The 26,666-nt window shown below is 60.2% G+C and carries 20 protein-coding genes and 1 pseudogene; 11 read left to right on the forward strand and 10 right to left on the reverse strand.

Annotation, left to right across the window (positions count from 1 at the left end; genetic code table 11):
• Positions 1-69 precede the first annotated feature (69 nt).
• From AC0L3I_RS17330 to AC0L3I_RS17350, 5 genes are all read left to right on the forward strand, one after another.
• Positions 70-2,538 (forward strand): phosphoketolase family protein, encoded by a 2,469-nt coding sequence (locus AC0L3I_RS17330; RefSeq protein ID WP_473527686.1) that lies wholly within the window; start codon positions 70-72, stop codon positions 2,536-2,538.
• Positions 2,539-2,621: 83 nt separating this feature from the next.
• The gene (locus AC0L3I_RS17335) at positions 2,622-3,941 is read left to right on the forward strand and encodes a glucoamylase family protein (RefSeq protein ID WP_473527687.1); all 1,320 of its coding nucleotides are present in this window, start codon (positions 2,622-2,624) and stop codon (positions 3,939-3,941) included.
• Between the two features lie 243 nt (positions 3,942-4,184).
• On the forward strand, positions 4,185-5,201 hold the full coding sequence (locus AC0L3I_RS17340; protein ID WP_473527688.1) for a class I fructose-bisphosphate aldolase: 1,017 nt from the start codon (positions 4,185-4,187) through the stop codon (positions 5,199-5,201).
• A gap of 361 nt (positions 5,202-5,562) precedes the next feature.
• On the forward strand, positions 5,563-6,132 hold the full coding sequence (locus AC0L3I_RS17345) for a histidine phosphatase family protein (RefSeq protein WP_473527689.1): 570 nt from the start codon (positions 5,563-5,565) through the stop codon (positions 6,130-6,132).
• A gap of 80 nt (positions 6,133-6,212) precedes the next feature.
• Positions 6,213-10,130, forward strand: coding sequence for a GH36-type glycosyl hydrolase domain-containing protein (locus AC0L3I_RS17350; RefSeq protein ID WP_473527690.1), 3,918 nt, complete (start codon positions 6,213-6,215; stop codon positions 10,128-10,130).
• A gap of 217 nt (positions 10,131-10,347) precedes the next feature.
• Here the strand turns inward: AC0L3I_RS17350 and AC0L3I_RS17355 are convergent, their stop codons facing one another.
• Together AC0L3I_RS17355 and AC0L3I_RS17360 are read right to left on the reverse strand one after the other, a co-directional pair.
• The gene (locus AC0L3I_RS17355; RefSeq protein WP_473527691.1) at positions 10,348-11,280 is read right to left on the reverse strand and encodes an L-lactate dehydrogenase; all 933 of its coding nucleotides are present in this window, start codon (positions 11,278-11,280) and stop codon (positions 10,348-10,350) included.
• A 464-nt stretch (positions 11,281-11,744) separates the two neighbouring features.
• A pseudogene (locus AC0L3I_RS17360) lies at positions 11,745-12,994 on the reverse strand (IS5 family transposase); the annotation flags it as partial.
• Between the two features lie 425 nt (positions 12,995-13,419).
• Here AC0L3I_RS17360 and AC0L3I_RS17365 point away from each other — a divergent pair.
• Positions 13,420-14,073, forward strand: a complete 654-nt coding sequence (locus AC0L3I_RS17365; protein ID WP_123149732.1) for a VIT1/CCC1 transporter family protein — start codon at positions 13,420-13,422, stop codon at positions 14,071-14,073.
• A 90-nt stretch (positions 14,074-14,163) separates the two neighbouring features.
• Here the strand turns inward: AC0L3I_RS17365 and ydiK are convergent, their stop codons facing one another.
• From ydiK to AC0L3I_RS17385, 4 genes are all read right to left on the reverse strand, one after another.
• Positions 14,164-15,264, reverse strand: a complete 1,101-nt coding sequence (gene ydiK, locus AC0L3I_RS17370; protein ID WP_473527692.1) for an AI-2E family transporter YdiK — start codon at positions 15,262-15,264, stop codon at positions 14,164-14,166.
• A gap of 33 nt (positions 15,265-15,297) precedes the next feature.
• A complete protein-coding gene (gene cax, locus AC0L3I_RS17375; RefSeq protein ID WP_473527693.1) occupies positions 15,298-16,386 on the reverse strand; it encodes a calcium/proton exchanger in 1,089 nt (362 codons plus the stop codon).
• Positions 16,358-16,705, reverse strand: coding sequence for a potassium channel family protein (locus AC0L3I_RS17380; protein WP_473527694.1), 348 nt, complete (start codon positions 16,703-16,705; stop codon positions 16,358-16,360). The genes cax and AC0L3I_RS17380 overlap by 29 nt, the downstream gene beginning before the upstream one ends.
• Positions 16,706-16,769: 64 nt before the next feature.
• Positions 16,770-16,991, reverse strand: a complete 222-nt coding sequence (locus AC0L3I_RS17385) for an aspartate-alanine antiporter-like transporter (protein WP_287064241.1) — start codon at positions 16,989-16,991, stop codon at positions 16,770-16,772.
• 616 nt (positions 16,992-17,607) lie between these two features.
• On the opposite strand from AC0L3I_RS17385, the gene AC0L3I_RS17390 reads away from it, so the two are divergent.
• The 5 genes from AC0L3I_RS17390 to AC0L3I_RS17410 all read left to right on the forward strand — a co-directional run bounded on the left by AC0L3I_RS17390 (position 17,608) and on the right by AC0L3I_RS17410 (position 21,915).
• On the forward strand, positions 17,608-18,117 hold the full coding sequence (locus AC0L3I_RS17390; protein WP_473527695.1) for a hypothetical protein: 510 nt from the start codon (positions 17,608-17,610) through the stop codon (positions 18,115-18,117).
• 30 nt (positions 18,118-18,147) lie between these two features.
• A complete protein-coding gene (locus AC0L3I_RS17395) occupies positions 18,148-19,560 on the forward strand; it encodes a DUF3300 domain-containing protein (RefSeq protein WP_473527696.1) in 1,413 nt (470 codons plus the stop codon).
• 46 nt (positions 19,561-19,606) lie between these two features.
• Entirely contained in the window at positions 19,607-20,557 is a 951-nt protein-coding gene (locus AC0L3I_RS17400) for a DUF2950 domain-containing protein (RefSeq protein WP_473527697.1), read from the forward strand.
• 79 nt (positions 20,558-20,636) lie between these two features.
• The gene (locus tag AC0L3I_RS17405) at positions 20,637-21,473 is read left to right on the forward strand and encodes a universal stress protein (RefSeq protein WP_473527698.1); all 837 of its coding nucleotides are present in this window, start codon (positions 20,637-20,639) and stop codon (positions 21,471-21,473) included.
• 103 nt (positions 21,474-21,576) lie between these two features.
• Complete coding sequence (locus AC0L3I_RS17410) at positions 21,577-21,915, forward strand: hypothetical protein (RefSeq protein ID WP_473527699.1); 339 nt, start codon at positions 21,577-21,579, stop codon at positions 21,913-21,915.
• Positions 21,916-22,061: 146 nt separating this feature from the next.
• On the opposite strand, the gene AC0L3I_RS17415 is transcribed toward AC0L3I_RS17410, so the two are convergent.
• The 4 genes from AC0L3I_RS17415 to AC0L3I_RS17430 form a co-directional block, all read right to left on the reverse strand.
• Positions 22,062-23,297 carry an HlyD family secretion protein gene (locus tag AC0L3I_RS17415; protein ID WP_473527700.1) on the reverse strand — a complete coding sequence of 412 codons (1,236 nt, stop codon included), beginning with the start codon at positions 23,295-23,297 and terminating at the stop codon, positions 22,062-22,064.
• On the reverse strand, positions 23,294-23,848 hold the full coding sequence (locus AC0L3I_RS17420; RefSeq protein ID WP_473527701.1) for a hypothetical protein: 555 nt from the start codon (positions 23,846-23,848) through the stop codon (positions 23,294-23,296). Before AC0L3I_RS17420 ends, AC0L3I_RS17415 begins: the two co-directional genes overlap by 4 nt.
• A 308-nt stretch (positions 23,849-24,156) precedes the next feature.
• A complete protein-coding gene (gene ccoS, locus AC0L3I_RS17425; protein WP_258117722.1) occupies positions 24,157-24,423 on the reverse strand; it encodes a cbb3-type cytochrome oxidase assembly protein CcoS in 267 nt (88 codons plus the stop codon).
• Positions 24,420-26,666 (reverse strand): heavy metal translocating P-type ATPase, encoded by a 2,247-nt coding sequence (locus AC0L3I_RS17430; RefSeq protein WP_473527702.1) that lies wholly within the window; start codon positions 26,664-26,666, stop codon positions 24,420-24,422. The genes ccoS and AC0L3I_RS17430 overlap by 4 nt, the downstream gene beginning before the upstream one ends.

Genomic DNA, 26,666 nt, shown 5'->3' on the forward strand with positions numbered 1-26,666 from the left:
TGCGCAGTAACTGCGGCTTGCCAAGACCGTGTCAACGCGACCGATCCCATTCTGGAAGAGGAGCGAACGATGGCATCGATTAAGACCGCAACGAAAAAGAAAGGTCGTTCTGGCGATATTTCGGCGGCGGCCGTTAGCGCCCTCTCGACTGACGAATTACAGGCGATGGACGCCTGCTGGCGGGCATCCAACTATCTGTCGGTTGGCCAGATCTATCTTCTCGACAACCCATTGTTGAAGGAGCCGCTGAAACGCGAGCACATCAAGCCTCGCCTGCTCGGCCACTGGGGCACGACGCCCGGTCTGAACATGCTCTATGTCCACCTAAACCGGGTCATCAAACGCGACGACCTCAACATGATCTACATCATCGGACCGGGACACGGCGGCCCTGCCCTGGTTGCTCACGCCTATCTGGAAGGTACCTACAGCGAGGTATACCCAAATATCAGCCAAGACGCGGAGGGTATGAAGAGACTATTCAAGCAGTTCAGCTTTCCCGGTGGCATTCCCAGTCACGTTGCCCCGGAGACGCCCGGCAGCATTCATGAGGGCGGGGAACTCGGTTACGCCTTGAGCCACGCCTTTGGTGCGGCCTTCGACAACCCGGACCTGATCGTCGCCTGTGTCGTTGGCGACGGCGAAGCCGAGACCGGGCCTCTCGCGACCGGCTGGCATGGAAACAAATTCCTGAATCCGGCCCGCGATGGCTGCGTGCTGCCCATTCTTCACCTCAACGGGTACAAGATCGCCAACCCGTGCTTCTTAGCGCGCATTCCGAAGGACGAATTGCAAAAGTTTTTCGAGGGCATGGGCTATACGCCTTACTTCGTCGAGGGACACGACCCGGAGGACGTCCACCAGCAGTTGGCTGACGCGCTGGACACCGCAGTGGCGGAAATCAAACAAATCTGGGCTGATGCCCGAAACAACGGCAACCTGAAACGCCCGGCTTGGCCGATGATCGTCTTCCGCACGCCGAAGGGTTGGACTTGCCCGCCGGAAATCGACGGCAAGAAGTGTGAAGACTATTGGCGCGCCCACCAGGTTCCCATGGGCGACATGGACAAGCCGGCGCACATCCGGATTCTTGAAAAGTGGATGAAGAGCTACCGGCCTGACGACCTGTTCGATGCAGATGGCCGGTTCAATTCCAAACTGGCATCGCTGGCTCCGATGGGGCATCGCCGAATGAGCGACAATCCGCACGCCAATGGCGGTTTGAAGTTGCGCGACCTTAAGATGCCAGACTTCCGGGACTATGCAGTGGCGGTGCCCAGCCCAGGCGCAACCACGGTCGAGTCGGCACGGCTGATGGGCAAGTTTCTCCGGGATGTGATGAAATTGAATTTGGAAAGCAACAATTTCCGCCTGTTCAGCCCGGATGAAAACAACTCCAATCGTTGGCAGGACGTGTTGGAGGTTACCAACCGATGTTACATGGCCGAAATCTACCCGGAGGACGACCATTTGGCGCCAGATGGCCGCGTGATGGAGGTGCTCAGCGAACATCAGTGCCAAGGCTGGCTGGAGGGCTATCTATTAACCGGCCGGCATGGCTTCTTCTCCTGCTATGAAGCCTTCATCCACATCATCGACTCGATGTTCAACCAGCACGCCAAGTGGCTGAAGGTCTGCCACGAGATTCCCTGGCGCCGATCAATCGCATCGCTTAACTACTTCCTCAGCTCGCACGTCTGGCGCCAGGACCACAATGGCTTCAGCCATCAGGACCCGGGATTCCTCGATCATGTCGCCAATAAGAAAGCGGAAGTGATCCGGATCTATTTGCCGCCCGATGCCAACACCCTCCTGGCGGTGACCGATCACTGCCTGCGCAGTCGCAATTATGTCAATGTCGTGGTCGCCGGCAAGCAACCCGCGCCGCAATGGCTGACGATAGACCAAGCCGTCAAGCACTGCACTCAAGGTCTTGGCATTTGGGAGTGGGCCAGCAACGACAAGGGCAGCGAGCCCGACGTGGTGATGGCGTGTTGCGGCGATGTCCCGACCCTGGAGACGCTGGCTGCAGTGGCGTTGATCCGCGAGCACTTACCGGAATTAAAGGTGCGGGTGGTCAACGTGGTGAATCTGATGAAGCTGCAGCCGCCGGAAGAACATCCGCATGGCTTGCCGGGTCGCGATTTCGATGCGCTGTTTACCAAGAATAAGCCCATCATCTTTGCCTTCCACGGCTATCCCTGGCTAATCCACCGGCTGACCTATCGCCGAACCAACCACGACAACCTGCACGTCCGCGGCTACAAGGAAGAAGGCACGACCTCTACTCCCTTCGATATGGTGGTGTTGAACGACCTCGATCGTTTCCATCTGGTGGAGGACGTAATCGATCGCCTGCCGCAACTGGGCGCCCGCGCCGCTTACTTCAAGCAGGCTATTCACGAGAAGCTGATCGAACACAGACAGTACATCGAGAAGTATGGTGATGATCTGCCGGACATCAGCGGTTGGAAATGGGGCTTGATGGACAAGGGCGGCGAGTCTCGACGGACGTCAACGGAAAGCGACAATATTTGAGTTGAGCTGCAATCCAAATCAGTCTTTGAGGCGAACATGCCCGATGCCCCGGTAAACCTCGGTTAACGGAGCACTTACGCGCTATGCCCGACACGCTGTCGACGGATGCCGAGCTTGATCGGTTGCCGACCGATCAAGACCTGGCGCGATTGCAGTTCTCGACATTGCTGTACTATCTGCATGAGACGAACCCCGACAACGGGCTGGTACGCGACAAGACGGAACCGAATGCTCCGGCAAGCATCGCCGCAATCGGCATGGCGCTCGCGACAATTCCCGTCATTGTAGAACGAGGAATTCTTATCCGCGAATTCGCCGCAAAGATCGCCCGCAAACGATTGCGATACTTGACGGATTGTCCGCAGGGACCGGAGCCAAACACATCTGGTTACAAAGGCTTCTTCTATCATTTTCTGGATATCGAGACGGGTCGCCGCGTTTGGCAGTGCGAGTTGTCCACGATCGATTCCGCGTTCCTGTTTGCAGGCGCCCTAACCGTTGCTACCTATTTCGATCGCGACACTCCGGATGAAGCGGAAATCCGCCACCTCGCTACTACGCTGTATGAGCGTGCCGACTGGAACTGGGCCTGCAATGGCGGTCTTTCGCTGACGCATGGCTGGCGCCCGGAAAGCGGATTCATCCCGCATCGGTGGCGGGGTTACGATGAGGGCTTGCTACTCTACATCCTCGGCCTTGGCTCGCCGACCCACCCGTTGCACCCGCAGAGCTATGCCGCCTACACCGCAACCTACGAATGGAAGAAAATCTACGGCCGCGAGCTGCTTTATTCAGGCCCGCTCTTTACTCATCAGCTGTCGCACATGTGGGTGGACTTTCGCGGCATCCGCGATGCGTTCATGCGTCACCACGACAGCGACTATTTCGAGAACAGCCGGCAAGCAACTTTCGTGCAGCAGGAGTATGCAATTCGAAACCCGATGGAGTTCGCCGGCTATGGCCAACATTGCTGGGGGTTCACGGCCTGCGACGGGCCGGGCTGGATCACGCGAACGGTCAATGGCCTTGAGCGGCAGTTCTTCGATTACATTGCCCGCGGCGCTCCGTTCGGGCCCGACGACGGGACGGTCGCACCTTGGGTTGTCATAGCCTCGCTGCCATTCGCGCCAGAGATCGTTATCCCCACTGCCCGCAATTTTGCCCGGATGAATCTCGGCATGACACGGCTTTACGGATTCAAACCGTCCTTCAATCCGTCATTCACGATAGAAGAAAGTCCCACGGGATGGTGGGTGTCCCCGTACCACTTTGGGATCGACCAGGGACCGGTCGTGCTTATGATCGAAAACTACCGGACTGGCTTGCTCTGGAACCTCATGCGCCGCTGTTCGCCGGTGGTAGAGGGATTGCGTCGAGCAGGTTTCGCGGGAGGATGGCTGTAGCGCTGTAGGCCATATCAGGGCATGCGAGCACACTGAGCTGTCGGGTGCAGGGAGCGAGGCACACTTCAGCAGCGACCGGACTGCCGCCAACACGGTTGAGGCAGGCAATCCTGTTTGGGAAACGCGCTGACTTGTTGCGACATTCTTTCTCGTAATCTTGATCTCATCTGATCTTGCGCCTATAATTTCCTGTTCGGATAAAGGGTGCACGAGTACTACGGAGAGCAAACGGGAGGGCCCACGATGAACCACGATCTGGGGAGCATCGCAGCGGCGCTAGTCGCCGAGGGGAAGGGTATTCTGGCGGCGGACGAGACCGTGCCCACATTGACCAAGCGGTTCGATGCGCTCGGAATCCATTCCACCGAGCAAAGCCGGCGCACCTACCGTGAAATGCTCTTCACCTCCGCGGGCGCGTCCGAGTTCATCAGCGGCGTCATCATGCACGACGAGACCATCCGCCAGAAGAGTTCCGGCGGGACGCCGTTCACTCAGGTCCTCTCCAGCCAGGGGATCCTGCCCGGGATCAAGGTTGACACAGGCGCGAAGCCGCTTGCCGGCTCTCCCGAGGAGACAGTCACCGAAGGGCTCGACGGGCTGCGGGATCGCCTCTCCGAATACCGCGGCATGGGCGCCCGCTTCGCGAAGTGGCGGGCAGTCATACGCATTGCGGAGACGCTGCCGAGCGCCGCGTGCGTGAGTGCCAACGCACACGCCTTAGGGCGGTACGCCGCGCTTTGCCAGGAGCAGCAACTCGTGCCAATCGTTGAACCGGAGGTGTTGATGGAGGGATCGCACACGATCGAGCGCTGCGAGGATGTCACTGGCGTGGTCCTTCACGCCGTGTTCCGTGCCCTGTTCGAACAGCGTGTCGTGCTGGAGTTCATGCTGCTCAAGCCCAACATCGTGATCGCGGGTGAGGACTACTCTCGTCCGGTTCCCTTGCGGGACGTCGCAGGCGCCACGCTCCGCTGCTTGCGCCGGCACGTGCCCGCGGCGGTTCCCGGCATCGTGTTCCTGTCGGGTGGTCAGAACGACCGGGCGGCCACCGCCCACCTCAACGCGATCAACCAACTGCCCGGGCCAAAGCCTTGGAAGATCAGTTTCTCCTACGGGCGCGCACTCCAGGATCCGGCGCTGGAGGCGTGGCATGGACGCGACGAGGAGCTGAAGATGGGCCAACAGGCCCTTTACCACCGGGCTCGCTGTAACGGCGCGGCTAGTCTTGGGACGTACACCGATGAGATGGAGGCGGCATAGGTGGGCTTTGGTAGTCCGCCGCATCACGACCAGCCGGGCGGTGGAGTATGGGCACAAGCCGCACTACCTCGAGGGAGCGAAGCTGAACGAGATGCCCCCATGCCTTTAGATATGTCCGTCGTGAACGACCTGACCCGCTTCCATGGGCCAGGCGACGTCATCGACCGGTTGCCGCGGCTGGCAGCTTGAGCCGCTTACTTCAAGCAGGCCATCCGTCACGATCTGATCGAGCACAGGGGGTACATCGCATTACACGGCGGCGACCTGACCGAAATCGCGGGCGGAGTGTCGGGACAAGCAACGGCCTTGGGAGCGCTGCGATCGACGGCGGCTGACAGCGTCTAAGCCAGGAGAGCTGGACGTGAACGTATTCGTGATCAGGCATGGGGAGACCGAGTGGAGCCTGAGCGGGCAACACACAGGTACAACAGATCTCCCCTTGACCGACAACGGACGACGACAGGCAGAACGGACGCGTCCGGTGTTGGCGCGGCAGACGTTCGCGCTCGTTCTCGTAAGCCCACTACAGCGCGCACGGGAGACTTGTGAGTTGGTGGGTCTCGGCGCCGGCGCCATCGTCGACCCAAGCTTGATCGAGTGGGACTACGGCGAATACGAGGGGCTGACGCCCCAGCAAATCCAGGCGAAAAGACCGGGCTGGTTGATTTTCCGGGATGGATGCCCGGGGGGCGAGACGCCGAGGCAAGTTGGCGCGCGTGTGGATCAAGTCGTGACGCGGGCGCGGGCTGCGAACGGCGACGTTGCTCTGTTCGCGCATGGGCACGTACTGCGCGTGCTTGCGGCGCGTTGGATCGGGCTTCCACCGCGAGCCGGACAACATTTTCTTCTGAATACCGGTACGTGGAGCGTTCTCACTTACTATCGGGAGATACCCGCAGTAAGGATCTGGAATGGACATGTCGCCGACTAGGCCGCGGGAAAGTTGTCGGCGGTGGTTGCAGTGACGATTGCCTTCGAAGCCGGTGTCGTCGTTTGAGTGGGAAAACGTTGATGGCAAAATCAATTCACGGCGATAGCGCGCCCGAGCCGACGAGACACAGTAGCGCTCCTGAATCGATGGATCCGGCCCCCACCGTCGCTTTGCTCTCTAACGGTCGCTACAGTGTCATGCTCACTGCTACAGGAGCCGGTTGGGGCACATGGAAGGACCTTGACGTTACCCGGTGGCGAGAGGATGTCACCCGCGATTGTTGGGGCCAGTTTTGCTACGTCCGAGACCAGACGGACAACACTCCATGGTCCATCGGCAAGCAACCTCTTTTCCGACCTCATAATATCTACACGCATACGTTTCATGGAGACAGGGCCGAGTTTCGCTGTCGAGCCGAAGACATCGAAATTTACTGGAAAGTATGCGTCGCACCAGATGTCGACGCAGAAGTGCGGGCACTTACGATTGTCAACCATGGCAGGAAGGCACGAACCCTCGAACTAACCAGCTATTCCGAGGTCTGTCTGAACAATCGCCGCGCGGACAGAGCACATCCGACGTTTGCCAAGCTCTTCGTGGAAACGCAGTACGACGAGGCGACCGGCGCCTTGTTTGCGCGTCGCAGGCCGCGCGATGCGAAAGAAAAACCGATCTGGGCGGTTCATGTTTCGTCGTCGAGTCAACAGGTCGGCCAAGTGGTCGAGTATGAGACTGATCGACGCAAATTCCTTGGACGCGGCCGCACGGCAGAAAATCCCACCATATTTGACGCGGGGGCAGCTCTATCCGGCACGACCGGCCCGGTTCTCGATCCCGTCTTCTGCCTGCGAAGGACGGTCCATCTGGAAGCGGGTGATACGGCGCGCGTAGCCTTTGTGACGGGCGCCGGCGACAACCATCAGGCGGTCCGCGCGATCGCAGAGCGATTCTCAAGTATCGATGCCGTCGATAAGACGTTCCGCGAGGCATCGGAAACTTATCAAGCTGAGCTTCACGACCTAAAGCTGACTCTCGACAAGGTCTCTTTGTTTAATCGCCTGGTTGGAAGTATCGCATTTGCAAATCCGGCTTTGCGGCAGGCGACGGCGTTCAAGAAAAATTACTTCTTCGATCGCGCAGCTCTTTGGTCGCACGGGATATCCGGTGACCTTCCGATCGTGCTGGTTCGCATCGAAGGCAACGGGGATAAGACGCTCGTTCGCGAAGTGACAAAGGGGCACGGGTTTATCCGCCGCAGAGGTTTGCAATTTGACCTTGTGTTGCTTGATACACGCGGCGCCAGTAGCGCAAAGCAATTGGTCAAGAGACTGCAAGCCGGAAAGGCAGCCGAAACGCTAGGCAAACCAGGAGGAATCTTCGTCTTGTCGGCGGGCACGGCCTCAGACGATCAAATCACAGCGATCGCCGCCGCTGCGCGCGTCATCCTTTCAAGCAACTCTGGTTCACTGGCCAATCAGCTTGATCGACCATACGCAGTTGAAGTTGAAACGCCTCCGGGTCGAATATCCGCGGCTCGAGCGGGCGAGACACTCACGCGCCCTGCTGCGATCCCGCCCAAGGATTTGTTGTATTGGAACGGTTTCGGGGGCTTCGCCCCTGACGGGCGCGAGTACGTCATTGTGGTCGACGGCGTCAATTCGCAAGCGCCGTCCCTGCCGCCGGCGCCTTGGAGCAACGTCATCGCAAACCCGAGTCTTGGCTGCCTGACGACTGAAGCCGGGCTTGGGTACACTTGGTCGGGCAACAGCCAGATGAACCGGCTGACGCCTTGGTCGAATGACCCGGTTTCAGATACACCTGGTGAGGTCGTCTACTTGCGGGACGAAGAAACCGGAGAGATCTGGACGCCAACGCCCTTGCCACTGGGACATCGAGCCGTCGTGACCGTTCACCATGGCCAAGGCTACAGCCGGTATGAAAGTATCAGCCGAGCTTTGGATCACAAGTTGACGGTGTATGTCCCGCCTAACGGTGAGATCAAGATCGTGCATCTCGAATTGACGAACGATGACTCTCGACCTCGCCAAATATCGGCAACATATTTCGCCGAGTGGGTTCTGGGGACACATCGTGAAGACGCTGCGATGCAAGTCGTCTGCGAACGCGATGTCGAATCGGGAGCCATCGTGGCGCACAACGCATGGGGCGGTGATTTTGCCGGGAAACTGGCGTTCGTGGCCGCCAGTCAGGTTGCGAGTTCAGCCACTTCCGATCGCGCGGAGTTTCTTGGCAAATACGGCTCGGTGTCTCGGCCCGCTGCATTGCAGCGGACCAGTCTGGCAGAAAGATTCGGAACCCTGGAAGATCCCTGCGCCGCGCTGATGGTGGACATTTTGTTAGAGCCTGGCGACACCAAGGACGTTATTTTTGTTCTTGGACAAGCTGCCGGCCTCGAGCAGGTCCGCCGACTTGTTCGCGAACATGCAGACGTCGACCGCGCTCGCGAAAGTTTCGCCGCTTTATCTCGTCAGTGGGACGACATCCTAAATGCAACGCAGGTCTCAACGCCGGACATTGGCTTCAATCTGATGATGAACCGGTGGCTGCTTTATCAGGTCCTGTCTTGTCGCGTTTGGGCGCGCTCTGGCTTTTACCAGTCGGGGGGCGCGTACGGCTTTCGCGACCAACTTCAGGACGTCATGGCGTTGGTCCACTGCGCGCCGAACGAAACCCGCTCACACATCCTGCGAGCGGCGGCACGGCAGTTTGAGGAAGGTGACGTTCAGCACTGGTGGCATCCTCCGTCCGGCATTGGCGTGCGCACACGCATGACCGACGATCTATATTTCCTTCCCTTTGTCGTTCACCACTATGTTTCGACAACCGGCGACATCGGTTTGCTCGATGAGCAGATTCCGTTCATTAGGTCCCCCCTCCTGAAGAAGGACCAGGACGAGGACTTCAACCGGCCGGACACCAGCGAACAAATCGCTGCAATCTATGAGCACTGCATTCGAGCCCTGGAACACGGGTTCCGTCTAGGCCGCCACGGCTTGCCGCTCATGGGAACGGGCGACTGGAACGACGGCATGAACAAGGTCGGCGCGGAGGGCAGGGGTGAAAGCGTCTGGAACGGGTGGTTCTTTCTTACAGTCCTGAAGTCGTTTGCCACGATTTCGGCCGCTCGTGGGGATGAGAGCTGCGCCGCGTGGTGCCGCGAAAGAGCCGAAACCTTGCGCGTGGCCTTGGAAGCCAACGCCTGGGACGGTACTTGGTATCGCCGAGCCTATTTCGACGATGGCACTCCGCTCGGGTCGTCGCTCAACGATGAATGTCAGATCGATGCCATTCCACAGGCTTGGGCTGTCATTTCCGGCGAGGCCGATGTGGAACGTGCTTCAACGGCAATGCACGCGGTTCACGAAAGGCTTGTGCGACAGGAGGACAAGCTGATTGCGCTATTCGAGCCCCCATTTGACAATGGCCCACTGCAACCTGGCTACATCAAGGGTTATGTTCCCGGTATCCGCGAGAATGGCGGCCAGTACACCCATGCAGCCGCGTGGGTTGTTTGGGCCACAGCCTTGCAGGGCGATGGTGATCGCGCCATGCATCTGTGGAACTTGATCAATCCGATTTGCCACGGAGCGACGAGAGATCAGGTCGAACGCTACATGGTAGAGCCATATGTGGTCAGCGCCGACGTGTATGGCGCGCCGCCGCATACGGGACGTGGTGGTTGGACATGGTACACGGGTTCAGCCAGCTGGTTATATCGAGCAGGGCTGGAGGCTATTCTTGGCCTTCGACGTGAAGGTCAGTTCCTCCTGTTCCAGCCATGTGTTCCCGCAAGCTGGTCGGACTATGAAATCACCTATCGGCACGGTCGTGCGACTTATGAGATTCGCTTTGACAATTCGTCCGGGGCTGGCCGAGGAGTACGCTCGGTGATGATGGATGGGGTCCTTTTGCCAAACGGAAATGTTCCCCTCACAGACGAAGACCTGACACACGAGGTTCGCGTGTTAATCGGTTAGTGGCCACGATTGATCGTTGAGTTGGCGGCCCAGGTCCACCGACGTTACCTTCCGCAGGGGTTTAGCGAGCCCCGAGGGCAGAGAAACGCCAGCCGATATCGTTGAGGACCGACCAGCCGGGAAAGATCGGTCCTGCCTACAACTCAGCGCCGAGCGCTTCCGGCATTAGCGTCAAATCCGATCGGCACCGATGGCAAATCAGGCCGGCCTCCAATTTCTAGAGGGGCACCGACTCGAACAGTCCCCGCAAAACCGAAGCGCTTCGGTGGAGCGCCGCGCGCTCCTGTGCATCGAGTTCAGGATAGAGATCGGCGGTCACCCCTTCGCGCCCCACGATCCGAGGAATTGACAGCGCAACATCCTGAACCCCCTCCGTGTTCTCGGTAACGATCGAAACAGAGAAGACCGCCTGCTCATCTTGCCTTATCGCGCCGATGAGCCGAGCGAGGCCGGCTGCGATGCCGTAGTAGGTGGATCCCTTTCCCCGGATAATTGTATAGGCAGCATTTCTGGTCCTGTCGTCGATCTCTGCTCGGACTGAGTCTGTGATCGGGGCTCCGACCTGTGTAGCGAAGGTCGCAATCGGAACCGCTCCTGCGCGGGCGCTGGACCAAGCCAGTACTTGGCTGTCGCCATGTTCTCCGAGCACATATGCGTGGATGGAGCGAGGCGAGACGTGGAGATGCGCTCCCAGCAAACTGCGAAACCGCGCTGTATCAAGGATAGTGCCTGATCCAATCACGCGGCCTGCCGGCAGGCCTGAAATCACCTGTGTGATCTGGGTCATTATGTCGACCGGGTTCGATGCGACCAAAAGGATCACATCGGGACAAACGCGCATGATTTCGCCGATGATATCTCGAAAGATTGCGGCGTTCCGTCCGAGAAGGTCAGTCCTTGTCTCACCGGGGCGCTGCGCGGACCCCGCTGCAATGATGACTATTCCTGCATTTCGAAGCCGGTCGTAGTCCCCGCTCGCAATCGACGTGCCGGAGGCAAACGGGAGAGCATGGGCGATATCCAGAGCGTGTGCCTCGGCCAAAGCCGAATCCAAATCAACCAGCACAACCTCGCTAGCCACCCCGCGCAGGCCAAGTGCATATGCAGCCGCACTGCCCACCATCCCAGCTCCGACAATGCCGACTTTCATCTTCGTCCCTCCTGCGCGGAACACTTCGTATTCTAGACCATCGCTCGAAGAGACCCAAATGGTCGTAGCGATAGTGACGTTGCACGGAAGGTTTCCTTGGCTTGGGAGACCAAGATAGGGCCGGTGGCACGCGGGCTCTTCGGGGCGGTCCATGCTGCGACACGATCTTCCGGGCGTATTGATGCCATTGTAGCGAATGCGCCGCCTTCGATTTCAACGGCGACGCCGTCTATGAGCGTGGCCTGTATCGGACCTAGCAGCGGCTCCACCCAGTTCGATGCTCTGAAGGCCTTCGGTGCGTTCTATTACGAAATTGGTGGTTGTGCCGAAGAGTATGGCCACGCTGTCGAAGACCAACCCCAAAGCCACGCGCGGAGTCCGGCGCGATGTTAATTCACCGGCCCTGTATTGTGTCATTGGACCTAGGCTGCAGGTTTGCCGGTAACCTTCTCTACCGTCTCCAGGCCGACGGCGGCGAGCACGGCGTTGTTGGCGTCGCCTTCGGAGAAGGCCAGGAAGTTGCGCCCCATGCGGTGGTCGTTCTTGAGATGGCCGATGACGGGTTCGACGGCGGCCCGGCGTCGCAGCGCCCGTTTGACGGCCTTGGTGAGGCCGCGCTTGTAGCCGGCGACATGGACCTTGAACGTCTTGTCCTTCGGGGCGTTGTGGCCGCGGTAGCCGGCATCGGCGACGATCTTGGTGAGGTTGGCTCCGATCGAGGTCTCGATCGCGGGAATGACGGTGGCCAGCGTGTGGCCGTCATAGGGATTGCCGGGCATCGCCTTGACGTGAGCGACGAACTGGCCGCCGCGGCTGCGCTGCAGCGTGGTGGCGACGGAGACCTTGACGCCGAACTCATAGGGCTTGTGCGCCTTGCCCTTGCCGATGCACTCGACCTCGGGAGCGTGCAGGGAATAGACCTTCCTGCCCCGTTCGCGCTGGCGCTGGTCCCTGGCACGCCGGGCCAGCGACAGCGGCAGACCGAAGAGCTGCATCAGCCCGGCCGGCCGCCGATCTTTCGGGTGATGTCGCGGATCACCGCTCCCAGCATGGTGCGCAGCCGCTTCAACTGCCGGTTGGCCCGCTTGAACTGCTTGGCGTGGGCATAGCGCTGATGCTTGATCAGCGCGAACTTGCCGACCCTCGCATAGGACTGGCGCAGGGCAATGCCATGCTTCCTGGCCAGCTTGACCAGCCGTTCGCGGGCACGATGCATCAGCTTGGCGTCGGTCGGGAAGGTGATCGCCTTCTCCTGCACGGTGGTGTCGACGATCACCGCGCGGAAGTCCGCTGGCTTGGCCGCCCCCAGCCGCGTCGCCGCCGCCAGGCTCTCCTGGAGCAGCGCCATGAGCCGCTCTTCGCCCATGCGCAGGCGCCAGCGCGTCAGCGACGTGCGGTCGAAGGGCAAGCGGTGCTGGAAGAACTCCTCGCCGCAGAACAGCTGGTAATAGGGGTTCTCCAGCCAGCGCTCACACAGGCCCTCGTCCGACAGGTTGTGCATCGACTTGAGAATGGCCAGTCCCGCCATCAACCGTGTCGGCAGTGGCGGCCGGCCGGGGTCGTCGTCGTAGACCTCGCCGAGCCGCTCTTCCAGGAAGCGCCAGTCGATCGTCTTGGCCAGCTTCACCAGCGCGTGATCCATGTTGACGATCTGATCGAGCCGCGATTGCAACAGGTCCGCCTGGCCGCTATCGCGCCGTTCCTTTGGACGCATCCTTCGCTCCTTGCGTTGCTTGTCATCGCCTCGAATCACGCAACGCAGGCACCAATCATTTTGCCGGAAATCGCAGCTCAAAGCCACGATTTCCGGCAAAATCAAACACAAAATGAAGGCGGAATATCACACTGATTCAATGTGTTCCGAGTTCTTCACGGACGACGGGATCATGCGGTCGTCCGTCGCGACGAGGTAGTAGCTAGGTGTTTGATCCCGGACTTTAATGGGCATCATTGCCATCCGAATCAAAGGATGCGCTATGGGACAGGTTCTACACCGCCGCGCCATCATGCTGAAGCGGAGCCACTCGTTCGCCTCTGCCAAAAGCACGGGAACTCGGCAAGCGGAATTAGACTCCAAACGGAAATCGCTTGCTGTAAGGTGCGATTGCTCAAGTGTTGTCATGTGCCGGTTGTCCTGCCATGAACGGTCCCGATCCCGTTAGACCCGTGCTCGACCCCATCGACCGTCTGTCGGAGGTAATTTTCGGACTATTGATGGCGCTTTCCTTCACAGGCACCATGAGCGTCGCGGTTGGCGAAGGCGACAAGGTGGGGGCCGTGCTGATGGCTGCCCTGGGCTGCAACCTCGCTTGGGGAATTGTCGACGGCGTCATGTTTGCCTTGACGACAGCTGTGGAGCGGGTGAAGCGCCTAAATTTCTTTGAGGCCATCCGCGTGATGCCCCTGGCAGAGGCGCGGCGCGTCTTCCTCTCCGAGTTGCCGAAGGACGTCCGCCTGGTCACATCCGAGGCCGACGCCGAAAGTATCGTCACGCGCATCAGATCTCTTCCAGCATCCGACAATCGGCGCATTGTGAACATTCGGGATGTCAGAGCTGCAGTTTCAATCTGCTTGCTGGTCATCCTATCGACGCTTCCACCCAGCATGCCGTTCCTGTTCATCGACGATCTGCCGACGGCGATGCGCGCGTCGAACGCGGTAGCCGTCGCCATGCTGTTTTTGATCGGCGCACGGCTCGGCAAATATATGGGCAGAAGCCCTTGGCCGATGGCTCTGGCCATGGCGGCAATCGGTAGCGTCTTGGTAGTTACGACTATAGCGCTTGGAGGGTGAACTGCCGGGCGTGCGCATTGAGTCCACCCTACTAGCCGATTTGGCTCGCGGCGCTGCCGCCTAGCTTAAAAGCAGCAACGCGTGCCGGCTTCATCGCGTTTCCCCAGGAGGTTCTCTATCATCGCCATCCGCCATCCACGCATTGAGCAGCGTGTAGGCGACCGCGAGCACCGTAGGGCCAATGAAAATGCCCAATATGCCAAACGCTACCAGGCCGCCGATGACCCCGGCCAGGATAAGCAGCATAGGCAAGTCGGCGCCTCTGCGGATGAGAACAGGGCGAATAAATTGATCCATTGTCGCGGCGACGATGGTAAAGGCCAGCAACACCGTCGCCCAAAGCGTGTCGCCCGAATAATACATCCAGATCACTGCCGGAGCCATTACCAGGACCGGACCGAGCTGGATCAGACACAAAATGAAGATCAATGCCATGAGCACGGCGGCATAGGGCACGCCGGCCACGGCCAGCCCGATACCCGCTACAGCGCTTTGCGCAACGGCGGTAACCACCACGCCTAAGGCCACACTTCGGATCGCCTGGCCGGCTAGCTTTACCGCGGTCTCTCCACGAACGCCGCCCAGCCGGCGACCGAAGAGAATTGCGGTGGCGGCGGCCCGTTCACCGCCCGAATACATGATCGCGGCAATCGCGGTCGTCAGCAGGAAATGTATGAACATGCCACCCAAATTTCCGGTGGCTGACGCGAACCAGTAGGTCAGCGTTCCGGCATAAGGGGTCAGTCTTTGGACCAGTTCCTGAGCGCCCGCCGAGTTCAGTTTCTGCCATCCTTCGGCAGCGCGTGCTCCAACCAGGGGCACTCCCTCCAGCCAGCTGGGTGGCGGTGGCAGTCGCATCGACAGGATAGTCCGGACCAGGTCGCCAACCTTGTCGATGTTCGCGATGACCGTGCTGAGCGCCAGCCAAAAGGGCACGATCACAAGCAGCAGCAAGGTCAGTGTCATGATCAGGACGGCAAGGCCGCGGCGATTGCCGGTATGGCGCTGCAACCAGAGCATGAGCGGCCAGGTGGCAAGCACCAACGTCGTGGCCCATACGATCGCCGGCAGAAACGGCTGCATCACCCAGACGCTGGCGATGAGAAGACTGCCGATGAACAGCACCGCCAGCGTCACGCGGGTGAGATCCTGACGAGGATGGACGAGAGGAGGCGAAACGTCTGAGTCCATTACCAACCTTCCAACGAGCTCCAGCCTAGCTTCCTAGATTTGCGGCGGTAGAAGGTAGATCGTCATGGCGAAGATCAGATAGACCATCAGCAGCAGCACTCCGACGAACCATGCGGAACGTCCGTTATTGGTCATCAGAAATGCCGTTATCGTCGCGATAAGCACCATGACGACCGCGCCCGGCCAGAACAGCAGGTCCATCGGAGCAGGGCCGATGACATAGCTGAGGAGCACCATCATCGGGGCAACGAAAAGCGCGATCTGTGATGCGGCCCCAAGCGCGATGCCCACGCTCAGGTCCAGCCGGTTCCTTCGCGCGCCGGCAAACGCTGCCGCCATCTCGGCGGAACCGCCCACCAACGCAACGACGATGAAACCCACGAAGGCGGGGGTCATGCCGAACGCGACCGCAGCCTCCTGCACCGACTCGACGAACACTTCGCTTACCAGAGCAACAAGCAATGTCACCGCTGCCAACGTTCCGAGAGCCAGGCCCATCGGCCACGCTTCGCCTTCTTCCGCATGGGCTGTTCCGCTGAAAAGTTCTCGATGGGTCTTCAGCGAGAAGACCAGGCCCATCGCGTAGGCGCCGATGAGCAGCACCGACAATCCAACGCTCAACTGCTGGGTAAACGCGGACGTGGCAACGGAATCGACTTGCGCCACCATGGACGGGGTCACCATCGCGATCGTAGCGAGGAACAGCAGGCTGGTTTGCAGCCTGGCGCTGACTCTGTTGTACTCCTGCACATGATACTTGATACCGCCTAGCAGGAACGAAGCGCCCAACATGAACAGAGTATTGGCGACGATTGCTCCGGCGATAGAAGCCTTCACCAACGTGTACTGGCCGGCTTGCAGCGCAGCCAGCGCAATGACCAGTTCCGTCAGGTTTCCCAACGTGGCATTCAGCAGCCCGCCGACCGTATCGCCCGTCTTGGACGCGACCGACTCGGTAGCCGCGCTCAGCAAGGTGGCCAGCGGTACAATCGCCAGCACAGAGAGCACAAAGAGCAGCGTGTGCGCTTCCGGCTCCAATTGCCGGACGACGAATACCACCGGAACAAACGCCAAAAGCCAGAGAACGACGTTGCTACGGATCTCTTTGATCAAGGGGCCCATTTCCAGCCTCATTCAGGAGATTGCGCTCAGCCGCCCTCAGCGCCTGCACGGCGACCGCCGCAACGAGGCCTGTCATCACTATGCCGGCAAAACCGATTGCTATCGCCAGTGACCGCGTCAGAAGGTGCTGCGGCGAGAAATCGCCGTAGCCGATCGTAAGACCCGTCACGAAGGTGAAGTACAGAGCTTCGTCGACGCGCCAATTTTCAATACGCCCGATGATCAGCCCGCATCCCGCCATGGCGAGAAGGATGCCGGAGAAGATCGGCCAGACCACGCGAAGCTGCTGCACGAGCGCATAAAAGAAGCTGCGTCTCAACTGCCGCGATCGGGGCTTGCCGGGTAATCCTACTGCCACCGAAGTCCCTTTCTCAGGTCGGATTTCAGTTCGCCATCACGCCCACGATCACCGTCCCCCAAGTTGTGAGCAGGATGTGGCCGATCGGAACCGCCGGCGTATAGCCAAGGACGGCAACCGGACTACCCGAGCGGTCCTGCACCGCCGCCATGCCGGCGGTCATGGTCTGCGCCCCAGCCAGTCCTCCCAGGAGCAGTATGGGGTTCATACGGAGCAGGTAGTGCCCGAGGTACAGTCCCGGCCCCACCGAAGAGAGGGAAGCGCATACGCAGATGCCCGACAACCAGTCCCGCCAGCAGCGCCCTCAGCGACGGAAAAATCGTGATCCCAAGCTGCCTAACGATGACGGCTGCAATGGGGGTCGCTGTCACCGCTCCTAAGCCGAGATCTTCATACATAAAGGGGCAGAAATAATAGCAAATGGCTAGAGACATGAAGGTCAAGATTTCAGGACAGCTGCGAAGCGTGCTCACGAACCCATTCTACCACGATACCCTCCTGTTGCAGGTTCAATACTAGAACAAGCGGCCAGAAGTTCTCCGATTGCTTTCCGCCGCTAACGTAAATTGTATGAAAATTGTCTAATGAAACCGCTGATTGTAATGCCAGTTAATTTGAAGTCGTACAATACACCCTTGCGTGCCTTATTTCAAGGTGTTATCATGGAACAACTGCATCGCTATGTTATTGAAGTCTCGATTTTTTTTGACGTAGACTACTACTATGGTTACATTTTAACAGCAGACGTGAGCGAGCGCGGAGGGACGATAATTCAAAGCTTATTTTAACTATGGTGTGTCTAAAAACTGCGCGAGAAAGTAGTTTGACAATAGAGAGTTGAGGGCCATTGAAGGGGTGTTCCTGTGGCGCATCAATTTTCCAGTGAGTTTGGCTCTGTTCCGAGCTTGAAGCGACGGCTCACCCCGTGTGACCGGTTAAACCATACCGATGCCGCGCAAACGGTTTCCAGTGCAAGCCATATTCGCGAAGGCTCCGACAGCGGTGGCGCGGCCGGAATGCCCGACCGATGCAGATCGGACGCGCAAGGACCGCCTCTGGATGTTCAGCCCAACGCGAATTCTGCGGCGTACTGCGGAACCCTCGATTTCGAGTTCTGGCTGCGCAAATACCAAGGCGAGGAAATGGTTACGTGGCTGAAGAAGAACGTTCATCCACTGGACCTGGTCTATCGCCTGGTGGAGGACCACTCGATCGTGCTGCTCAATGGCGGGGGTTTCGATGCTCCCAACTGGAGCGTGCGTGTCTCCTTCGCCAATCTCCAGGACGTTGGCTGTGACGATATAGGCCGAGCCGTCCGCGCGGTTGGGCAGCGGAGCTACGTCGACACTTTCGACGCCGTGCAAAAGAAATAGCTCGGCGATCGCTACCGTAGGAGCAGCCAGATGACCCATTGTTCCAGGTTCGGCCTCGTTTCAGTCGGCCTTGCGGCCCTCCTGATGCTTTCGCCGGCGGTGGGTGCGCCAGCCTACGCACAAACGCCCACGCCCACTTCCCGACCGGCGGTCGACAGCGAACCGGCCGCCGCCACCGAGGAGCCTGCTCCTCTCACGCTCGACGAATTGAAGGTTCTGACCGCGCCGATCGCGCTTTATCCTGACGATCTCGTCGCGCTCACCATCGCGGCGTCGCTCTATCCGTTGCAGATCGTGCAGGCGGCCCGCTTTCTCGACGAAAAGGCGAAGTCTCCCGACCTCGAGCCGAGCGACAAATGGGATGGCAGCGTGATCTCGCTGCTCAATTATCCCGAGATCGTGAAGATGATGAACGACGATCTCGAGTGGACCGAGCAGTTGGGGGCCGCGGCCGCCAACCAGCAGAAGGACCTGCTCGTCGCCATCCAGCAGTTGCGCGACGAGGCGGTCGCCAAGGACTACCTGAAGACGACGGAGCAGGTGCAGGTTGTCAACGAAGGCGACAAGGTCGTGATCAGGTCTGCCGATCCGCAGACCGTCTATATCCCGACCTACCCCCCCGAAATGCTGTATGAGCCCGATTACGTCATAGCGGGCGACCCGATCGTCTACGACTCGTACCCCTCCTACTACTATCCCACGGCGCCCTACTGGGCCGCGCTTGCTACCGGTGCGATGTGGGCCGCCGTGGTCGACTGGGACGACTGGGGAACCTGGGGCGGCGACGTGGATCTCGACGTCGATATCGGCGACAACATCGATGTCGATTTCGACAATATCGACATCGACAATATCGACATCGACAAGCTGAAGGACCTCGACCTCAAGAATATCGACCGCGACAAGATCAATCTCAAGAACGCGAACATCGACCGCGACAAGCTCAAGCAGAACCTGAAGAGCAAGGACTTCAACAACATTGCCAGCAAGGCCAAGGACCGCCGGGAGTCGGGCAAGGGCAAGCAGGCGCGGGCGCATGACCTCAAGGGCAAGGATGTCCGCAAGAACGTCGCCGAAGGTTTGAAGGACCGGCCGCAGGCCAAGCTGCCGAAGTCGGGGACGAAGCGGCCCGATGCAAAACGAGTCTCGGACCAGCACAGGAAGGCGAAACCGGCGGCCAACAAACCCGCGGCGAAGAAAGTCGCTCAGAAAAAGTCCTCCAGGAAAAAGCCGGCTGCGCGCGCCGACAATCGTCCGCGCAAGCCTTCGGCGATGGGAAATCCGCGGCCCGGCAGGGTTGCGACCAACCATTCGAACCGCGGCGCCTATAGCCGGGGTGGCGGCCAGCGCCAGATGAGCCGGGGCGGTGGCGGACGCCAGATGCATCGGGGCGGAGGCGGACGAGGCGGAGGCGGACGAGGTGGGGGCGGAAGGCGCCGATAAACGCGAACAGGCACGCCCTTTGTTGCACCTTACAGGGAACACGATCATGGTCCGCTATCTCATCACGGCAACGCTCGCACTCTCGCTGAGCCTTCCGGCGCTTTCGGCCGGCAGCACGCAGGAAGCAGAAGCCAGCACGGTGAAGGATCTCGAGTCCTTTGTCGGCGAGGCGCCCACGCCGTTCGCAACAGTCGACGAACTCGTCGAGGCGTTCCGCAAAGCGCTGGAGGAAGATGACAAGGAGGCCGTCGCCTCGCTTCTCGGACTGTCGCCCAGCGAAGTGCTGAAGTCGAAGGAAGTGGAGGCGAGCTTTCCGGAAATCCGCGAAGAGGCGGCGAAGGCCATCGCCGTCAAGGAACTGGCATCCGACCGCCGCTCGCTTCTTCTTGGTAACCAGGTATGGCCGTTTCCATTCCCTGTCGTGCAGACAGAGGGCAAATGGGCGTTCGATACCATCGCCGGGCTGGAAGAAGTCATCAACCGCAGGATCGGCGAGAACGAGCTGACCACCGTCGCCAACCTGCGCGCCTACGTCGACGCCCAGGAGGATTACAAGGAAACCGACTGGGACGAGGATGGCGTCGGCGAATATGCTCAGAAGCTGATCAGCACGCCCGGGACATATGACGGGCTCTATTGGGAACCCGGCGACGGCGTGCCGGAAAGCCCGTTCGGTTCGCTGATCAGCCAGGCCGAGTTGGCGACGGCCGCCGAGGACGGCTATTTCGGATACCGCTACCGCATATTGAACGGTCAAGGCGCTAACGTCGCCGGCGGCCAGTACGACTACGTCATCAACGGCAACATGATCGCCGGCTTTGGGCTGATCGCGATGCCTGCCGAATACGACCGCACAGGCATCATGACCTTCGTCGTAAACCAGTACGGCACAGTCTACGAAAAGGATCTCGGGCCCGATACGGCGGCGCTCGCCGAAAAGATCACGGCGTTCGATCCCGATGACGGTTGGGCCGTGGTCAACGATCCGGGCGAGTGAGCGGACCCATGCACATCCCGGATGAGTGCTTTGGGACTAGATGGCTGTCGCGTATCCTGCATTCAGAAGGAGGCACCTAGTGAAAACGATAGCCCTGCTTCCTGTTATCACCTATCCCGAACCCAACCCTGAAATGGTAGTGCCCAGGGCGGTCGCGATGGCGGCGGCCCTCGGCGCGCAACTGCATGCGTTGGCCATCAACGTAGAGATCCGAAACATCTCGAATGCGCTGTCGTGGAGGCTGGTCGACGTCCCCAAAATGACGCGGGAGGCCGAAGCGCTGTGCCGGGATCGCGGCGAAGCGTTTCTAGCAAAGGTTGTGCTGGAAGCGAAACGGGCAGGCGTGGACTCAACCACAGACGCGGTCGCGTCGAACGCTCCCTTGCTGAATGACACCGCTGCAATTCAAGCGCGTTACTATGATCTCGTTCTCTGCGCCTGGGAGGCGAACAACCCCACGAGCAGGACGACCGCGCAGGCCATTATCTTCGGGTCGGGAAGGCCGACGATCCTTCTGCCAGAGGTCGAGCCTGTCACGAAGCTGCACAGCGTTGCTATTGCCTGGGACGGCAGCCGTGTTGCGGCTCGCGCCGTGGCGGATGCACATCAGGTGTTGCGCCGCGCTTCCAAGATTACGGTGCTCACCGTGACGGGCGAGAAGTCCCTGCAGGAGACGGACGCCGCCCAACGCTTGGCTCAAGGGCTGAACCTACGCGGGCTGTCAGCCGAGGCCATGCCATTCGTATCCGAGGATTGCCCGGTCGAGGTGTCGCTTCAGGAGCGAGCGATCGAAATCGGCGCCGATCTGATGATCATGGGAGCGTTCGGTCACACCAGACTGAGGGATTTCGTGCTCGGTGGGGCTACGAAAGGCATCCTGTCGGACGTCCGGCTGCCGATAATGCTTTCGCATTGATCGTGTCGGTGACGAGTGGCGAAGCGCCATCGAGCTTATTCGGAACCGGATGGTCAAGGAACGGCAATCAATGGTGTATATTTGGCCTAGGAAGGATATTCGCATGAAGGCTCGTTGGCTATTTACAGGAACAGTTTTCGCTGTCATTGCGCAATCGTCGCTTGCCTGCATGTATAGCCCTGAAGCACATGCCCAAGAGGGATCGTTCGAGGACTTTCCTTTCTTGGTGCGTTGTGATTTAAGCGGCATCGTTCGTGCTTACTACTTGTCCAAAATTGGTCCAGACGGGGTTGCCGTTTATATAACCCCCGACAATCAGGCCGGCACAATCACCATGCGAGGCAAGGCCGAGCCAGTTGGCGGAGATTGGTCGGGAAGTTGCGCCGGAAAAACACTTGAGCAACTAAGGTCGGCAGGCCAAGCGTATGACTTGCCGCATTGATCCCTTGAGACGTCGTTGTTGCTCCGCGTTATGTCGGTTCAAATCCCGTTCCATTTAAGCACGAACGGCCATAGCGAGCTTAGATCGCACTTTGGTGCACATGACGGTATTTCCTTTGGCCGCATGTTCGACGGCGCGTCGGTTCCTCAATGCCCGCCCGAAAAGACGAGTGTTTGCACCGGAAGAAGGAGCGCCTGGAATCTCAATACGATCGCATGCACCAGCCCGACCGTATCTATGACGTGCAGGAACAGCCAGTGCGCTGTGCCCAAATCTTCCTCGGCAAGTCGGTCGTGATTGTTCGTGTAGGCGTTGGCGATGCAGCTGCTGCCTGGAGGCACGCCATCGAACCCTCCCGCGAACAGCGGCTCCAGATAGACGGTGATCGTTCCGGGCCGGACCACCTGCTGGGCGTCGATCAACTGATCCGACGCCCGAACCTGACCGGTCGCGATGAGATCCTGAACCTCGGTGACCACCATCGGAATGATCGTCAGAGGCATCGAAATACAAGTCGCTTCGGCAACCATGCCGACCTTCATCACCTGGGCTTCGAGCTGGCTGAAGCCCCCTATAAGAGCCTTCCGTCCGGCTTCCGCCGGTATGAGAACGCCGGCGGGCCGCATAAAGGGATTGACGATGTCTCCCTTGCGCAGGGTGAATTGCTCCAGCGTGCCGGAGACCCCGGCATAGACGACGGTCTTGTCCAGTTCGACCTGGGCCTGGGCTAGCGACGCCTCGGCGCTTTTTTTCTGCGCCGGCAGCACGGACGAAATCTGTGATTCGACTGACTGCTTGCTTGCCATGACGGCGGAAATGGCGGCCTGCCGCCCTTCCACGATGTTGGCGAGTTTCTCGATCTCGCGCTGCGCGACAGTGCTGGCGTTTCGCCGTTGAAGTTCGGTCTTGGTTTCAAGTTCGTCCAAGGCCTGCTTGTACGAGCTTTGCGCTTCCTGGATGCGGGCGTCGGCCCCAACCAGTTCGGTCTTGGCCAATTCGAAACCAGCGTCTATCTCCGATATGCGCCGTCGCGCGGTCTCGAGCGCCGCTTCCTGCTCCGAGCTGTCAAGCCTGAAGATGCGCTGGCCAGCCTCGACCTTGTCCCTTATGCCCACATAGACTTCCTCGACGCGGCCGGAGCCTTCGGGGAGGATGGGAATGGTGCGAAAGAACGAAATCGCACTCGACGTCGACGGATGATAGTAGAGAATGAGCGTCAGCAGAATCACTGTCAGAGCTATGCACGCCGTTATTCCGTATCGCAGCTCATACCATACAGAATAGAGCGTGATCTCGTGACCAATCCTCTTTCCCTGTACGAAGCGGCGGACGAGAAAATCGGGCAGGACGGTCAGGACCGAACAAAGCAGAACTTCGATCATCGTTCATGACCTCCCACTGACACCGGCTGGCGCTGATGGCGGTCGGACGGCTCCGGCGCATGCGTCTTGGCGATTTCGTCGCGGGGGTCGCTTCGGGCTTTCTCCAAGGGGGTCGGAGGAGGTACGGCCTCCACCTTGACCGGCGTATAGTTGGCAAGCACCTCGGGAGCCGGCTCAGACGGCGCCTCCGCGGCGGGGGATCGAAACCGCCCCGTCGCCATCCTGGCGAGCGAGTCGGCCATGCTGGCCAGGGGCGTCCAGAAGTCGGGCACGGGGACGAGCGCCAGAAACAGCGCGGCAATCCAGAACGCATGGACGTGGGTGAACAACGCCAGCAGCGACAGCACCGCCACCAGCTGGAACTGGATCTGACTGCCGCCGTGGGACATGCGCTCCGGCAAGGAATGGAGCCAGAAGTACAAACTTCCGATCCCCATAACGGCCAATACAAGGAAGATGACAGTCCCTGTGAGCAACACATCGGTCTCGCCAGGGGCCGTTATGAAGGGCGGAAGATAATGAGGCGCCGCCGGATGCATTGCCTCGGACATGCCTGCCACTCCCCAATTTCGCTCGTGCGAGACGCCCGAGCACTAGGCGCAGCAACGTCCAGCGCCCAAACTTAAGGATACTCCGTCCGCATCCGAATGCAACTGAAGAGGCCAGCAGTTGAAGAGGCCAGCAGTCGCGGAGCCGCGGCCCTACGCAGGACAGCCATCTCGTTGCTATAGCAATGCCAAGGCGACCGCCAAAAGGCTAACGACCAAGGCGGCGAGGCTTGGGACAAGCACGGCGGCTCCCGAGTAGAAAGCCAACGCCGCCACCCAGTCGTACGGCCTGTCACCAGCTTGAGACATTGTCAAACCCTTCCGTCCGTTCTGCTCCTTGAAAAAACGCCGTCGGCGGTCGGCGCCTTCCCGCCCTTGGGGCGAGCCTCATGAGCGGCCGCCTCGCTTTTCCACCCATACTGACGAAGGGGAACGTCCGCGGCGTCTGAAAGCAGCACCCTTTCGGCGGCTCCGTCGAGATCTTCATATTGGCCGCTGCGCATCGACCACAGGAACGCCGCGAGACCCGCGACGCCCATGCCCAAGGCAATTGGAACAAGCCAGACGAGATAGTTCATGCCGCCTCCGCCAAGTCGAGCCTGCGAAGAGCCGGAGATCCTGCGGGCGGAGGCTCGCCCGGAAGGCGCAATGCGTTGCCGACCACGAGAATCGATGACGTCGACATGGCGACAGCGGCCATAAGGGGCGTAACATGGCCCATCACAGCGAGGGGCACGACCAGAACGTTGTAGGCGATGGCAAGGGCGAGGTTCTGCCGCACCAGCCGGGATGCGTTCCGGGCGACTCTTATGGCATGTGGTACGGCCTCCAGGCTCGTGCCCAGGAAGACAAGGTCGGCAGCATTCCGCCCGATGTCTGCCGCCGACGAGGGCGCCATTGAGACATGCGCGGTGGCGAGCGCGGGGGCATCGTTCAGCCCGTCTCCAACCATAAGGATGCGGCGGCCGGACCGCGCCAGCTCCTCCAGACGCTCGACCTTGTCCTCGGGAAGCGCACCGTGGCGGATTTCCGGGATTCCCAACGCAGCCGCCACCCTGCAAGCCTCCTCCACTCGATCGCCGGACAGCACCTCTGTCGCCAACCCGAGGTCAGCTAGCTTTCGGATGGCACGCCTCGCGCCAGGACGGATTTCGTCGGCAATCGCAAATGAACCCGCAAGCTTTCCGTCTTTCGAAAGCCACGTGGAGGCTTCACTCGGGACGTTGGCCACGCTTGCGGAGACCCAATCCTTCCTTCCTAGCCTGTAAAACGCTTCGCCAACGCGCCCTTCGATCCCGTACCCGGCAACTTCGCGGAACCCTTCGATAGCCACTCTTGCGACTGTCATCGCGGCCACCGCGCGCCCCACCGGGTGCCTGGAAAAGGAGGCGAGTGCTGCGGCGGCCACAACATCTTGCGGAGCTACCGTGTGCCGTTCGACGCGGGCGGCGCCCGTCGTGAGCGTGCCCGTCTTGTCGAAGACCACGGTGTCGGTCTCGGCAAGGCGCTCTAGCGCGCTGCCATCCTTGAGGGTGACGCCGAGATCGAACAGCCGGCGCGCCGCCACGACCTGGACCATCGGCACGGCAAGGCCGAGCGCGCACGGGCAGGTGATGATGAGGACGGAAATCGCAATCGTAACCGATCGATGCCAGTCGCCTGTAAGCAGTATCCAGGCGGCGCAAGTCGCAAGCGCCAGCAGATGGATGACAGGGGAATAGAGCGCGGCCGCGCGGTCGGCGATGCGGCGATAGCGGGCGCGGCCGTGCTCAGCCGCCTCCATCAGCCTGACCACGTCGGCGAGGAAGGAATCCCGTGCACGCCGCTCGGCACGGACAGTGAGCGCGCCATCAAGACTTAGCGCTCCCGAAAGAACGGCGCTGCCCGGCTGCGCGCGTTCGGGCTTGGACTCACCGCTCACCACCGAAACGTCGAGGCTGCCCGCGCCCATGACAACCGTCCCGTCCACCGGAATGCGTTCTCCGGGGGCTACCAATATCATGTCGCCCGGCTCGATTTCTGTCAGGTCGCGGAACTCGCGGCTTCCGTCCGCCCCGACCACCGCCGCCCCCCTCGGCATCAAGCGGGCAAGACCGATGACGGCGTTCCGCGCCTTCCGCCTCATCGCATGGTCAAGCGTGCGCCCGACAAGCAGAAAGAAGATCAACGACGTTACCGCATCGAAATAGGCGTGAGGTCCTCCGACAGACGTGTCGTAGAGGCTCAAGCCCAGAGCCAGCAGGATTCCGACTGAGATGGGAAAGTCCATGCTGGCGGTGCGCTTCATCGCCAAATTCCACGCCGAAACGAAGAATATCCGTCCGGAATAGGCGACGGTGGGGACGGCCAGCAGCGCCGAGATCAAGTGAAATGCATTTCGAGTTCCCTGATCTGCGCCAGACCAGACGGACACCGACAGCAACATGATGTTCATGGCGGCGAATCCCGCCACGGCTGTGGCCCGCAGCAGCCGCGACAACTCGGCATCGCATGCGCCGTCTTCCGTCTCCGCGAGGCAGGCATCGTATCCGACAGCCTTCAGGGCGTCGAACATCGGAGGGACACGACCTTCATTCCTCCACTTCACGGCGACACGTCGGGACGTGAGATTCACTCGTGCCGCGATGATTCCGTCGAGACTTTGCAGCGCGCCTTCGATCGCAGCTATGCAGGCAGCGCAATGCGCTTGCGGTACCGAAAACTGGGTCTGGAAAGCGCCATCCCCCATGTCGCGGCTGGCGAGCACGATTTCGCGCTCGGCAATCTCCCGCCTTGGCGCCAGCAGCAATGCGGCTTCGGCTCCCGGCGCGCAACAACTCAT

This window comes from Mesorhizobium sp. WSM4840, from assembly GCF_055811755.1.